Here is a 13778-nt window from a genome sequence, read left to right as displayed (position 1 = left end):
TAAAGTCAGAATTTAAAAGTAAGTGTAGAGATATGGCATCACAACCTGAATATGAGAATTGGCAACAACTGATGGACTTGGTAAAGACGGCTGTCGAAAAAGATCAACATGAACTATTGTTGACCATGATGATGACACCAGACGAGCGAGATGCTTTGGTTGCTCGAATTAATATCTTTTGTGAGCTGATGAAAGGTGAGATGTCTCAACGACAGGTTAGCCAAATGCTGGGAGTAGGCGTCGCGACGATAACCAGAGGCTCAAATGAGCTAAAGGCCAAATCTGAACAAGAGAAAGCCGTGATCGCCGACCTTTTGCTCAAACAATAACTGAGTTAAGCAACCTCTGAGTAGTGTGTCTATTAATTCGATAAAAACGCTAACTGAATGTTAGCGTTTTTTAATTCTGGTGATTGTTCTCTGAGGCTTTCGAAGTTTAGCGAAGATCTAGATAGGAAAGTGCTCTGGATTCACAAATGGGATCAGCGCTAAAATTAAAGCCTGATGATAGACAGAGCTGCGTGTTAGTTGGTTATGCGTTAGTAGGCCAATCGCACCGCCTTTTTGTTTGATATTATCGGTGCCAAACACTTCATCCATCACATCCCCTAGCTCGTTCGCATGTTCTAACTTTTCAAGTACTGCAGGTGGCAACATCAAACTTGCTGAACGCGATTCTCCACGTAGGCCATTTGCTTCGATCACCATCCATGCAAAGGTAACGTTTTTTTCTATTCCAGCTTCTAATCCCACATAAAAATCTGCATTAGGCTGAGCTTGGATCGTGTTGTAAACACGATTTACCGCACCTTGATAGGTTTCGTCGTTGCTCATGGGTTGATCGGCGACGCCACTAGGGACACTGATGCCTTTGAAATCAAATTCAGTATCAGGAAAAGCCGATAAGAATGCACTTTTAACGGCGCTAATTTTAGCTGGATTCAGCGATGCGATGATTACAGATTTCATGTGGTTGATTCTTTTTATTATCGATAAAATTGAGTTGATGCTGTCGGTACCATTCCGTCAGCTCTTCTAATGGCATTGGCTTACCAAAATAATAGCCTTGTAGCATATCGCACTGCGCATCTTGTAACCACTGATGCATGCATTGAGTTTCAATTCCTTCGGCTGTGACCTTTTTCCCTTGAGCATGGCATAGCCCGATAATGGGTTTCACTATGTTCTGGTTATCTGTCTCAATCAAGGTGTCCAAAAAGGTTTTATCCAATTTAATCTTCTGAGTTGGATATTGAACCAGTTGAGTGATCGAGGTGTAACCAGAACCAAAGTCGTCGATTGCTAATCTATAGCCCATGTATGATAACTGGTTAAGTAATGGGAACCCCTGAGAGTTTGAGTAAAAGGTTTCTGTGATTTCAAAATCGATCAAATTGGGCGGAATCTGATTGATTTTCGCATGCTCTTTGATGAAATCAGCAAGGTGAGTGGTTTTAATCCCGGCTGAAGATAAGTTAATCGATAGCTGAATAGAGTGATCGAATTGAGCTTGAAGTTGATGGAATGAAGCAAATGCATTCTGGATAACCCAGCGATCAATTATTTCAAATAATCCGGTTTGTTCGGCGATAGGAATGAATTCATCGGGTGGCACTAAACCAAGGTGTTTTGAGTGCCAACGTAATAGCACTTCTACACCAATAATATAACTTCCTGTTGAGTCCATATAAGGCATGTAAACGAGCTTAAACTCTTCATCAAAATTATTTTCTCTGAGGGCGCTCTCAATACTGGCTTGACGCTGAATGGTTTTATCTAAGTCTAACGAGTAATCTGCGAATTGGTTTTTACCTGCACGTTTGGCTTGATACATCGCGGTATCAGCATTCGAAAGAAGCTTCTCGATTGTATCGCCATCATTAGGGTGGGTCGCAATACCAATACTTACCGTAATCGGGAAATTACCTGACTCGGTGACAAACCCCTTTTGTAGTGGGGTGAGTAAATCATTCGAAAATCGATGTGCGATATTTTCTTGGTGATTTGGAGCATTAATGTATACAACGAACTCGTCCCCAGAAAGTCGGGCTGGCAGACAGTGGGCATTTAATTCTGTTTTGTAGTGGTTACAAATATTGGAGATACGCTGAGCAAAACTGACGAGAATCGAGTCGCCGATCTGATGCCCGTATTTGTCGTTCACAAATTTGAAGTTATCTAAATCAAAGTAGAGAACCCAGGTTTCGGTGTTCGAACTAGGTTTTGACAACGACTGCTGCACGAAGGTTTGAAACTGGTGCCTATTGGCTATTTGGGTCAACTGATCATTTTCTGCCAACAACTTAGTCTGTTGGTACGTGTCATCCAACTCTTGGTACATATCATAAAAGCGTTGGGATAAGCGCCCCAACTCATCATTTGTTCCTAGGCGCTCAATGTTTTTTCTCTGTTTTTTCTCAACCTCTTGAAGCTGCCTATCTAAACGGGTGATCGGGTTTATCACCCAGCGAGATAGCAGGATCAGCAGTAAGGTAACACTGACAAATGCAGATAGGGCAAAGGATAGGCTCAGTTCATTCCAGATAGATTTGAGTTTGTTGTCTAATAAGAATGGTGCAGGATCGAGCGTGGCGTAGAGGCCAGGTGCTAGCTTTATAGATTGTGTTAACTCACGCCCCTGTGTCACTAACGTAGGGGTAAAAAACAAACTAGTTTGATAGTCGAACTCTATCTGTTTTCGTAGTGAATTAAACTTATCAAGAGAGACAGATACAACCACAAAAAACACATTGTTGGGTGGATCGTTTATTGGTGTCGAAACTGTTTTTTTATCAATAACATCATAATGAACTAATCCCCCTTCACCTTGGGAATTCTGTATGTAGTCCGTACTCGAAGTTGCTAACGTTTTTTGATATTGATGCTCAATGAACTCTAATATCTTGGGATCCATTTTTGCGAAAGGATCATTGGTATTGTCAGCGTAATATTTAAGAGCTCGATCGCTATCAAGCAACGCGACCCTTGTAAAACTGTCGTTACCATCTTGCAATAACTTAATCGTTTCGTTTAGGTTATCAGTAAGTTCACGTTGGTGGTCGACATTTTCATCAACCATAAAATAACGCTTAACCAGGTCACTATTGGTGAGGGTGTAGGAGTAATTGTTGAGGAAAGAACGAGACTGTTGAAAATAGCCTGCTAATTTTTCCATGCTTAATTGCAGGGCATTGTCTTCACGTTTGATAAAGCTGTTTTTTTGCGTGGAATAGATGATATAGCTAGAAGCCGCTGTACTGATCAGTATTACGGGGGCAATCACAAGTAATATTTTAGTACTTAGCTTCATGGTTATTCACAACATGGTTTATAAATTTTAGCACGCAAGTTTATGTTATTTCGAGAGTTCTTGCCATCGATTATATTGTGTTTGAAGAGTTTTGTTTGGGTTTTAAGTTTTTGTATTTACTGATTAAATTATCAGTAATGAGTGTTTAAGTAAGTACGGTGGGGGTGATTGAAGTGGATAGGAGTGAGAATCAGTAACACAACCAATTCATTTTTAAGTATACAGACTTTGCGTATTCCTTAGTTCGAGTTTTATTCCATTAGTTACTTTCTTTTAGCATTTGGCCTGCAGTAGGCCAAATGCTTGTATTAGTGAAAAGCTTATAGCAGTTAAAATGGGGGAACAGATAATAAAAAGTTAAGACAACTTAACCTGAGTAGCCTTAATGTTCTCACTTGGGTAGCAACCTAACACTTTTAGGTGACGAGTTATGGCTGTTAGTTCCGTTATCGCTTGCTGCATATTATCTGAATCTAAGTGTGCTTCTAAATCCACATAGAACATCTCTTCCCAAGGGTTACCCATGATAGGACGAGATTCCAGCTTGGTCATGTTAATACCTAAGCGTTGCAGAATCAGTAGTGTTTCAACCAAAGAACCGGCTTCTTGAGAAGTTGACATGATAAGCGTCGTCTTAGCTGGGATCTGAGTCGATACTTCAACAGGCTTACGAGCGACCACGATGAAACGAGTGTGGTTCTCAGTTTGATTTGCAATGTTACCTTGGATTGGTTGAAGTCCATAAAGCTTGCCGCTCGATGCATTACCAATCGCTGCCACATCATCACCGTCTAGATCTTTCACCTTTTTCATAGCATCAGCTGTGCTTGCACAAGATTCAAGGCTGACATCTTTAAGGCGGCTTAAAAACTCACTGCATTGTTGATGAGGTTGTGGATGCGAATAGAGCGTTTTAATGTCTTCTAAACGAATATCATTTTTCGCGACAAGGCAGTGTTCAATCGGTTGAGAAAGTTCACCAACGATGTAAAGCGTTGTGTGTTGTAGCAGATCGTAGACTTCGTTAATTGACCCTGAACTGGTATTTTCAATCGGCAGTACACCGTAGTCGGCATGGCCCGATTCTACAGTCGATGCGACTTCTTTGAAATGATTACAGTTCAGCTCAATCAATTCCATATTCTTGCGGCTGAAGTATTCACGGCTCGCAAGGTGAGAATACGATCCCTTAGAACCTAAGAATGCAACGCGAGCTAGTGGTTTACGGCTTTGTGGATTCGCAAGGTTTTGCAGGTATGACTGTTGCAGCAGAACCGAATCTTCAATGATGGTATGAAACAACTTAGTAATGTACTGCGCATCAAGCTCGTATTTATCTTTACCGTTGTTGATCAATTTGACTAGTAGTTGTTGCTCTCGTACTGCATCACGAACGGGTTTTGACGTTTCTACCTTGCTTTTAGCGACTTCGATACTCAGCTTACGACGCTCTGAAAGTAATTTTAGGAGTTCGTCGTCTAAATCGTTGAGACGAAGGCGGATATCATCTAGTGAAATTGTTCGGTCAGTCATAAATGTGTCCTTATAAAAAAGCCCCCCTAGTGTGGGAGGCTTCTTGTTCGTTTTTGACTTGTTTTTCTAAAACGACTTAGCCTCCGATTTACGGAAGAAAAAAGAAGTCAAAAATAAACAAAGAGTGAGAGTGCATAAAAAGTGATTGTTTTATGAATGTTTAAACACAATAAGCAAGCGAGCTACGAGCGTCAAGCAAAAAAATAGCGCCCTGAGGCGCTATTTTTTAATCTGTCATATTTCCTTATTCTACTTCAGCTTCTAGCTCTTCGATTTCAGGCTTTTCAGCGCGGCGCGCTTCTGGTTTATGGCGCAGCTTGTTGAGTTGACGCTCTAGTTTTTGTTCTACTTCGTTAATGGCTACGTAGAGGTCGTCATGAATTGATGAAGCAACAAGTTGGCCTTTTGGTACCGTTAGAACGGCTTCAAATTTTTTCTTTTTATTTGGTTCTTCGCTAAAGCTCGCTTGGCAGCCAATGATGTCTACTTGCCATTTATCCAGCTTCTTAAATTTGCTTTCTATGTGATCACGGATTGCAGAGGTAATGTCGATATTTTTACCAGTGATGTTCATTTTCATAGAAGTTTTCCTCTGTTGTATCCCTCATGGGTTAACTTCAGATTACGACTTTTAGGAATAAAGAATGTGATTTAGATCTTGTTTTGGTTGGGTGGGATAAGCATTAAAATCAAATGTGATCTCACGCAAGTCTTGATATCTTTTTGTCGAAAAATACTTGTTATCCCTATGAAAAACGATAAGTTGGAGGCAAGGCTTCGCTAAAAATTAAACCAGTTTTTAGGGGCGGACTACAGCCTATAGAAAGTGCTTGATTGAAATTTACTCAATAGTGTTTTGTGATATAGGTATAATGATGTAGCTCTCTGCGTAAGCTTCTTCAGAATTAGATAAATAAAAGCCGCATAAGTTTTCTTATGCGGCTTTTATGTTTTTAACCTTATCTAACACCTTTGTTCCTCAAGCTCTGATGTTAAGGGCGAAGTTAATCGTTAGTGTTCAGTAATCTCGCTGTACCGTCCTCTCGGATGGCATTGATTGCTTGCAATTGTTTGTAAATGACGAAGTAACGATTGATGTTGGCGACATAGGTTACGGGTTCTTTACTCACGTACTTACGAGTGATGATTTCCACGTTTTTAAACCAGATATTTGGGTTATAACCCTTTTTTTTAGCAATGTTCCGCATCTTTCTTATCTTAGCGGGGCCGGCATTGTAAGAAGCTAAAGTGAAGTAGATTTGATTGTCAGGCGATATCGCTGGATCGTCAAAATATCGGTCTTTGATAAAGCGCATATATTTCACACCAGCATGGATGTTGTTATCCACCTTATGTATGTTTTTTATATTGACGTTTTTGTCTTTGGCGGTACTTGGCAACACCTGCATTACACCGATGGCGCCTCGGTGAGAAACCCTGCTTTGATCAAGTCCAGACTCTTGGAAACCTTGAGCTGACATCATCAAAGGGTCGAATTCGTATTCATTCGAATATTTTTCAAAGACATCTGCCAGTTTTGCCACTCGGTCTACTTTATTTGGGTTGAGTGCTCGTCCTAACCAACGAGTGTTGTCGATGTATTTATTATAGATAACGTTCCCAAGTAGAGTTCCTGTTCGTGCGGTCTTTACGTATTTGTTGATCTCTTTCTTTAGCTGAGGGCTGTCTTTTCTCAGTGCCCAAGCAATTTGACCATTTTCACGCAGCGGCAACTCAGTGTGTACCTGAATGTTTTCCATAACATCGAGCCAGAGCTTAGCTTTGTGGCTATCTAGAACTGTACCTTGTATATAACCCTGATTGACCAGTTCTATCAGCTCGTAGTCTTGCAATGATTCTTCGATAAAGTGGACATGCAGTGGTGGTAAACCTAGTGCGTTAAGCTCTTTGTTGACTCTTTGAACACTCTCGAAGTAACTCGAGCTAGCTCGGATCCAGACCTCTTGACCACTCAATTGCTTGATTTCGGTGATAGGGGCAGAATTTTTTCCGGTGATAATCAGTTCTTTCCCATCTTTGATCATTGGATCGGAAAAATCGATGACACTTAACCGCTTGTCGGTGATCGTTAGGTTGGCGACAGCGACATCACCGTAACCAGATTCTAACGAGGGGAGTAGATCATCTCGTTGCACGGGGATGATTTGAACGTTGAGATAGGGGTGCTTCTTACGAAGACTTTTCTCAAAGTGGTAGAGCATTTCTGCCACAATACCTTTTGGCTTGCCATCTTCTATGTAGTAAAAGCCCAGATCAGCCGAAACCAATACTCTCACTGTTCCTTTTGTTTTGAGTACATCTAAGTCTCCCATGTAAGGTTGATTGCTCAATGGGGACAGTTCTAATGCGTTGGAAAGTTGGCTAAATAACCCGATCCAGATAAATAATAACATCCTGCTCACATCCACACTCCATGTTGATGTTTTGTTAAAAGTTATCTATTGAAGATACTGCTTATGTTGCCATTCATCAAGTTTACCAGACGAAGTTCAAAAAAAATCGCGCTAACAAATTAGCGCGATTTTGAAGTGATTGTTTTAGTTAACGACGAGTGTGATTCGCTGACTAAGGCAGTGGATTGAGCTCGATTAACTTTTCTGTTCGTAACACTGCGTCTTCTAAGCCTAGTTGTTCATAAGCTTCTAATTGAATGTCTAAAGACTTACGTGCAGCAATGGTGTCAGGGTAAGTCTTCTGCAACTCTTGTGTTCTGTTTATAGCTGCAATCCAAGCTTCACGACGCAGGTAGAAATCAGCGGTTGCTAAGTCATACTCCGCGAGGCGGTTTTTCAGTGCGAACATGCGTTTTTGTGCATCTTCAGCGTATGGGCTTGCTGGGAAACGTTCTAACAGTCGTTTGAAATCAGCAAATGCAAGTTTCACAGGTTCTGGGTCTCGGTCGCTACGATCGATATTAAAAATATCATGCATGAAGTTTCGGTCTTGTGCCATATGCGTTAAACCGCGCATGTAAAGAACCCAATCCTGTTTTTCATGAGTAGGGTTTAAGCGTAGGAATCGCGAAATAGTCGCAAGGCCAAGCGCCAAGTCATCATTTTTGTAGTAAGCGTAAATCAGATCCAGTTGTACTTGTTCAGAATAGGCGCCGAATGGGTAACGTGAGTCTAAGGCTTCTAGCTTTTCGATTGCAGAAAGCCAGCTACCACTCTGCAGTGATTCTTGGGCGTCAGAGTAAAGAACCGATGGCGGTACATCCGGTACTATTTCTTCACTACTTGAACAACCAACTAAGAGTGATACGGCTAATAGACCCGTTAAAGTAAGGTGTTTCATGTCAGACGTCGATTCCTTGAATTAAATATTTCGTAAGCTTCCGTTACTTTCTAACCAGTAACAGATACAATGATGCAATTATTCTATTTTATCCATACTAATGGGTATTAGTCTCACGGTTTTTAAAAAAGTTCGATATGGCTCAGCAGATAACATTAACAGACACAGTAAAAAGCAGCCAGTTAGGTCAACGTTTAGACCAAGCTGTCGCTGAACTATTTACCGATTTTTCTCGCTCTCGTATTAAAGAGTGGCTTCTTGACGGCAAAATCCAAGTGGATGGCGAAGTTATCACTAAACCGCGCACCATAGTTTTGGGCGGTGAAGCGATCATCTTACAAGCAGAGCTTGCGGATGAAGAGCGCTGGGAAGCACAAGATATTCCGTTAGACATTGTCTATGAAGATGATGATTTATTGGTTATCAATAAACCTCGCGATCTGGTTGTACACCCAGGTGCAGGTACGCCGGATGGAACCATACTAAACGCATTGCTTTTCCATTACCCTCAGATTGCTGAAGTACCTCGTGCGGGTATTGTGCACCGTCTTGATAAAGACACAACTGGTCTTATGGTTGTGGCTAAAACGGTTCCAGCTCAAACTCGCCTTGTACGAGCTCTTGCTAAACGTCGTATTACTCGTGAATATGAAGCAATTGCTATTGGTAAAATGACCGCGGGTGGTGTGGTTGAGAAAGGCATTAGCCGTCATGCAACTAAGCGTACGTTAATGGACGTTAATGAACTGGGTAAGCCTGCGGTAACTCACTACCGTGTTGCTGAGCACTTCCGCGAACATACTCGTATTCGTCTGCGCCTAGAAACGGGTCGTACTCACCAAATTCGTGTTCACATGTCATACCTTCAGCACCCGTTGTTAGGTGATATTGCGTACGGTGGTCGTGCTCGTATTCCTAAAGGTGCATCTGAAGAACTAACGACAATGATTCGTTCTTTTGATCGCCAAGCGTTACACGCGGTTATGCTGAAGTTTGTTCACCCGATTACTGGTGAAGAGGTAGAGTTCCACGCACCTGTGCCAAATGACATGGTTGTAATGGCTGAAGCGTTGCGTGTTGATGCTCGCGAAAACATAGAAGACGACATTTAATCGTGTCAATGATCATCCCTGACTGGAATGCACCAAAAAACGTGAAAGCATTTGCTTCGACTCGTTTTGATGGTTGTTCTACAGGTGCTTATCAAGGGTTAAACCTTGGTATGCATGTTGGGGATGATGCTTTACTTGTTGAAAGTAATCGAACATGGCTAAAGCAACAATCTAAGATGCCCACAGCTCCAGTATGGCTAAATCAAACTCACTCAACGGATGTCGTTACGGTTTTAGAACCTGTGGCGAATGTGCTTGATGCGGATGGTGCATTTACCACTGCAAAGGGGGTTGTGTGTTCTGCGATGACAGCCGATTGCTTACCGGTCATCCTTAGCGATACCAAAGGCACTCAAGTTGCTGCCGTTCATGCGGGTTGGCGTGGTCTTGCTGGTGGCATTCTTGAAAATGCCGTCGCAAAGTTTTCAAACCTAGATTCAGATAATCAGATCATTGCTTGGCTTGGTCCTGCTATTGGTAAAGATGCGTTTGAGGTTGGCAACGATGTGTTGGACGCTTTTGCTCGTTTTGACCCTCAAGCGAAATTAGCATTTAAAGCTAAATCTGAACCCGGCAAGTGGTTAGCAAATATGTCTCAACTTGCGACTCAACGATTAATGAAAGTTGGCGTGACTTCGGTGACAGATTCGAATCTATGTACATACGCAGATTCAGATGCTTTCTATTCTTATCGTCGTGATGGTATTACTGGGCGTCAGGCAACATTTATTTGGTTAGAGTAATCTCTGACTAGCATAACCACTCATCCAGTTCATTTATATTTTCATATCAGCTCTATTCTTCATCCTTATCCCTTGAAAATCTGCGTTACCGTATCCATCTTCTAACCATAAGATAAACATATCTAAAGAGTAGGAAGGTTGGCATGCGTCTCGATCGATTCACTAGTAAATTCCAAATTGCGATATCTGATGCTCAGTCGCTCGCATTAGGTCGTGATCACCAATATATAGAACCTGTACACCTAATGGTGTCTTTGCTTAATCAAGATGGCAGTGCGATTCGTCCATTGCTCACTATGTTGAATATTGACGTTGTTCAATTGCGTTCTAAATTGAGCGAAATATTAGACCGAGTGCCGAAAGTAAGCGGTATCGGTGGTGATGTTCAGCTTTCTAACGCAATGGGAACGCTATTCAACCTATGTGACAAGGTCGCACAAAAGCGGCAAGACAGTTACATATCTTCAGAAGTATTCCTACTCGCTGCCATTGAAGACAAAGGGCCTTTGGGTAACTTACTTAAAGAACTAGGCCTGACCGAGCAAAAACTATCTCAAGCTATCGAGCAAGTTCGTGGTGGTCAAAAGGTTGATGACCCGAATGCGGAAGATAGACGCCAAGCTTTAGAGAAGTTCACCATTGATCTGACCGAGCGAGCAGAGCAAGGCAAGCTAGATCCTGTGATTGGTCGTGATGATGAAATTCGTCGCACGATTCAAGTCCTTCAACGTCGTACTAAGAACAACCCTGTCATTATCGGTCAACCCGGTGTAGGTAAAACTGCGATTGTCGAAGGTTTGGCTCAGCGTATTATCAATAATGAAGTGCCTGAAGGCTTAAGAGGCCGACGAGTGCTTTCATTAGACATGGGCTCATTAGTTGCGGGTGCTAAATATCGTGGTGAATTCGAAGAGCGTCTAAAATCAGTGCTTAATGAATTATCGAAAGAAGAAGGCAATGTCATTCTCTTTATCGATGAAATTCATACGATGGTCGGCGCAGGTAAAGGCGAAGGCTCTATGGATGCGGGTAACATGCTGAAACCAGCATTAGCTCGTGGTGAACTGCATTGTGTCGGCGCAACAACGCTCGATGAATACCGACAATATATAGAGAAAGACCCGGCTTTGGAGCGTCGATTCCAAAAAGTGATCGTGGATGAACCCACCGTTGAAGACACGGTAGCGATTCTTCGTGGTTTGAAAGAGCGCTATGAACTCCACCATCATGTAGAAATTACCGATCCTGCTATCGTAGCGGCGGCAACGCTATCTCACCGATATGTTTCAGATCGTCAGTTACCAGATAAGGCGATTGATCTCATTGATGAAGCGGCTTCGAGTATTCGAATGCAGATAGATTCAAAGCCCGAGTCATTGGATAAGTTAGAGCGCAAAATCATTCAATTGAAGATCGAACAGCAAGCTCTGACGAATGAAAATGATGAGGCCAGTGAAAAGAGGCTTCGTACGTTACAAAGCGAACTTTCTGAGAAAGAACGCGATTTCGCAGAGCTTGAAGAAGTTTGGAACGCTGAAAAAGCGGCGCTGTCTGGTACGCAACATATTAAATCAGAGCTAGAACAAACTCGAATGGATATGGATTTTGCACGACGCGCTGGTGACCTTAACCGTATGTCTGAATTGCAATATGGTCGAATCCCAGAATTGGAGAAGCAGTTAGATCTCGCGACTCAAGCTGAAATGCAAGAAATGACCTTATTACGTAATAAGGTGACCGACGCTGAGATCGCCGATGTCCTTTCAAAGCAAACCGGTATTCCTGTTTCTAAAATGCTAGAAGCAGAAAAGGAGAAGCTTCTGAAAATGGAAGGTGTTCTGCATAAGCGGGTTATCGGTCAAGCGGAAGCGGTCGAAGTGGTATCGAATGCGATTCGTCGTAGCCGTGCTGGTTTGTCTGATCCGAATAAGCCGATTGGTTCGTTCTTGTTCTTAGGGCCAACAGGTGTAGGTAAAACGGAACTGTGTAAAACATTAGCTAACTTTATGTTCGATAGTGAAGATGCGATGGTTCGTATCGATATGTCTGAGTTTATGGAAAAACACTCTGTTGCTCGTTTAGTTGGTGCTCCCCCTGGTTATGTGGGTTATGAAGAAGGTGGGTACTTAACCGAAGCTGTTCGTCGAAAACCTTATTCTGTCATTCTGCTTGATGAGGTAGAGAAAGCTCACCCAGATGTTTTCAATATTCTATTGCAAGTTTTAGATGATGGGCGATTAACTGACGGACAAGGTCGTACGGTTGATTTTAGAAATACCGTGGTAATCATGACATCGAACTTAGGTTCAACTCGTATTCAAGAGAACTTTAATACATTGGATTACCAAGGGATTAAAAATGAGGTTATGGAAGTGGTGGGTAAACATTTCCGACCTGAGTTTTTGAATCGAGTTGATGAAAGTGTCGTGTTTCATCCATTAGGCCAAGAGCACATCGAGTCAATTGCCGCTATTCAGCTTGATCATTTGAAAAAGCGAATGGAAGACAATGGTTATGAACTCGAAGTTTCAGAAAAAGCGCTCAAGCTAATCTCTCAAGTTGGTTTTGACCCTGTATATGGTGCAAGGCCTCTTAAAAGAGCAATTCAACAAACAGTAGAGAACCCATTAGCGAAAGCGATACTTGCAGGGAAAATCAATCCGGATAAGAAAGTGCAGCTATTAGTGAATAACGACCGAATTATTGCTCACCAATAATAAAGGTAAGAAGGATAGGTACGATTAGTCGAAATTAAGACGTAATCGTACCTATTTTGAACGCTTTGTGTGAATAGTGTCCGAACGATCGCCTGTGGCGATTTTTTTCCGTTTTTGGTCTTGTGCAAAGGGGGATTCTCTCTATAATGCGCCTCCGTTGCTAGGGATAACCAAGCGGTTTGAACTAAGTAACGAGACGACATTAAGCATTTAAGATGCTTTGAAAAATTAGCTGGAAAAAGTGTTTGACACTGGAACCCAATTCGCTAGAATGGCCGTCCACTTAGAGAGGCTCCTTACTAAAAGGAACGCTCAACAAGTGAAGCTCTTTAACAATTTAAACCTATCAATCTGTGTGGGCACTCGTTGATGAATATCAAAACGTTATTACTTAGGTAATGACAGTTACTTCGGTAACAAAATTGATTTCAATGAACTGAGTGACCAATACGTTTAACTACTTGTAGTTATTCGGCACAGTCAATTCATTACCATTCTGTTGGAATGGTAATAGCTTTAGAATTACATGTTTACTTCGGTAAATATTAGTTTTGAAGTCAGTATTCGTTGAGTCACAAAATCTTAAATTGAAGAGTTTGATCATGGCTCAGATTGAACGCTGGCGGCAGGCCTAACACATGCAAGTCGAGCGGAAACGACACTAACAATCCTTCGGGTGCGTTAATGGGCGTCGAGCGGCGGACGGGTGAGTAATGCCTAGGAAATTGCCTTGATGTGGGGGATAACCATTGGAAACGATGGCTAATACCGCATAATGCCTACGGGCCAAAGAGGGGGACCTTCGGGCCTCTCGCGTCAAGATATGCCTAGGTGGGATTAGCTAGTTGGTGAGGTAATGGCTCACCAAGGCGACGATCCCTAGCTGGTCTGAGAGGATGATCAGCCACACTGGAACTGAGACACGGTCCAGACTCCTACGGGAGGCAGCAGTGGGGAATATTGCACAATGGGCGAAAGCCTGATGCAGCCATGCCGCGTGTATGAAGAAGGCCTTCGGGTTGTAAAGTACTTTCAGTTGTGAGGAAGGG

At 42.3% G+C, this 13778-nt stretch carries 10 protein-coding genes, 1 rRNA gene and 1 other annotated feature; of the genes, 5 read left to right on the top strand and 6 right to left on the bottom strand.

Annotated elements, in window-relative coordinates; genetic code table 11:
- The first annotated feature begins 32 nt into the window (after positions 1-32).
- Positions 33-329, top strand: a complete 297-nt coding sequence (trpR, locus tag ACED28_RS13220; protein WP_009848461.1) for a trp operon repressor — start codon at positions 33-35, stop codon at positions 327-329.
- 117 nt (positions 330-446) lie between these two features.
- Here trpR and yjjX read toward each other — a convergent pair whose 3' ends face one another.
- From yjjX to ACED28_RS13190, 6 genes are all read right to left on the bottom strand, one after another.
- Positions 447-968 (bottom strand): inosine/xanthosine triphosphatase, encoded by a 522-nt coding sequence (gene yjjX, locus ACED28_RS13215; RefSeq protein WP_009848462.1) that lies wholly within the window; start codon positions 966-968, stop codon positions 447-449.
- Positions 931-3309 carry an EAL domain-containing protein gene (locus ACED28_RS13210; RefSeq protein WP_371710024.1) on the bottom strand — a complete coding sequence of 793 codons (2379 nt, stop codon included), beginning with the start codon at positions 3307-3309 and terminating at the stop codon, positions 931-933. Before ACED28_RS13210 ends, yjjX begins: the two co-directional genes overlap by 38 nt.
- Before the next feature lie 357 nt (positions 3310-3666).
- On the bottom strand, positions 3667-4842 hold the full coding sequence (gene pheA / locus ACED28_RS13205) for a prephenate dehydratase (RefSeq protein ID WP_009848464.1): 1176 nt from the start codon (positions 4840-4842) through the stop codon (positions 3667-3669).
- A 12-nt stretch (positions 4843-4854) separates the two neighbouring features.
- Positions 4855-4976: a sequence feature (Phe leader region), on the bottom strand.
- Between the two features lie 110 nt (positions 4977-5086).
- The gene (hpf, locus tag ACED28_RS13200; protein WP_004735034.1) at positions 5087-5422 is read right to left on the bottom strand and encodes a ribosome hibernation-promoting factor, HPF/YfiA family; all 336 of its coding nucleotides are present in this window, start codon (positions 5420-5422) and stop codon (positions 5087-5089) included.
- Between the two features lie 424 nt (positions 5423-5846).
- The gene (locus tag ACED28_RS13195) at positions 5847-7271 is read right to left on the bottom strand and encodes a lytic transglycosylase F (RefSeq protein ID WP_309598818.1); all 1425 of its coding nucleotides are present in this window, start codon (positions 7269-7271) and stop codon (positions 5847-5849) included.
- Positions 7272-7428: 157 nt separating this feature from the next.
- Positions 7429-8157 (bottom strand): outer membrane protein assembly factor BamD, encoded by a 729-nt coding sequence (locus ACED28_RS13190; protein WP_009848466.1) that lies wholly within the window; start codon positions 8155-8157, stop codon positions 7429-7431.
- Positions 8158-8294: 137 nt separating this feature from the next.
- Between ACED28_RS13190 and rluD the strand changes: the two genes are divergently transcribed.
- From rluD to ACED28_RS13170, 4 genes are all read left to right on the top strand, one after another.
- A complete protein-coding gene (rluD, locus tag ACED28_RS13185; RefSeq protein ID WP_009848467.1) occupies positions 8295-9269 on the top strand; it encodes a 23S rRNA pseudouridine(1911/1915/1917) synthase RluD in 975 nt (324 codons plus the stop codon).
- Between the two features lie 8 nt (positions 9270-9277).
- Positions 9278-10012, top strand: a complete 735-nt coding sequence (pgeF, locus tag ACED28_RS13180; protein ID WP_032499186.1) for a peptidoglycan editing factor PgeF — start codon at positions 9278-9280, stop codon at positions 10010-10012.
- A gap of 143 nt (positions 10013-10155) precedes the next feature.
- Positions 10156-12729: an ATP-dependent chaperone ClpB gene (clpB, locus tag ACED28_RS13175; RefSeq protein WP_371710023.1), complete on the top strand. Its 2574-nt coding sequence runs from the start codon at positions 10156-10158 to the stop codon at positions 12727-12729.
- A 584-nt stretch (positions 12730-13313) separates the two neighbouring features.
- A 16S ribosomal RNA gene (locus ACED28_RS13170) occupies positions 13314-13778 on the top strand; the annotation flags it as partial.

Source organism: Vibrio sp. 1F253, from assembly GCF_041439295.1.
GTDB lineage: Bacteria > Pseudomonadota > Gammaproteobacteria > Enterobacterales > Vibrionaceae > Vibrio > Vibrio tasmaniensis_A.
Note: the sequence above shows the minus strand (reverse complement) of the source record. Positions and strands in the feature narration are given on the sequence as shown.

Coding starts and splice junctions, on each gene's coding strand:
- pheA (WP_009848464.1), bottom strand. CDS start 4,842: ATGACTGACCGAACAATTTCACTAGATGATATCCGCCTTCGTCTCAAC.
- rluD (WP_009848467.1), top strand. CDS start 8,295: ATGGCTCAGCAGATAACATTAACAGACACAGTAAAAAGCAGCCAGTTA.
- trpR (WP_009848461.1), top strand. CDS start 33: ATGGCATCACAACCTGAATATGAGAATTGGCAACAACTGATGGACTTG.
- ACED28_RS13190 (WP_009848466.1), bottom strand. CDS start 8,157: ATGAAACACCTTACTTTAACGGGTCTATTAGCCGTATCACTCTTAGTT.
- yjjX (WP_009848462.1), bottom strand. CDS start 968: ATGAAATCTGTAATCATCGCATCGCTGAATCCAGCTAAAATTAGCGCC.
- ACED28_RS13210 (WP_371710024.1), bottom strand. CDS start 3,309: ATGAAGCTAAGTACTAAAATATTACTTGTGATTGCCCCCGTAATACTG.
- pgeF (WP_032499186.1), top strand. CDS start 9,278: ATGATCATCCCTGACTGGAATGCACCAAAAAACGTGAAAGCATTTGCT.
- hpf (WP_004735034.1), bottom strand. CDS start 5,422: ATGAAAATGAACATCACTGGTAAAAATATCGACATTACCTCTGCAATC.
- clpB (WP_371710023.1), top strand. CDS start 10,156: ATGCGTCTCGATCGATTCACTAGTAAATTCCAAATTGCGATATCTGAT.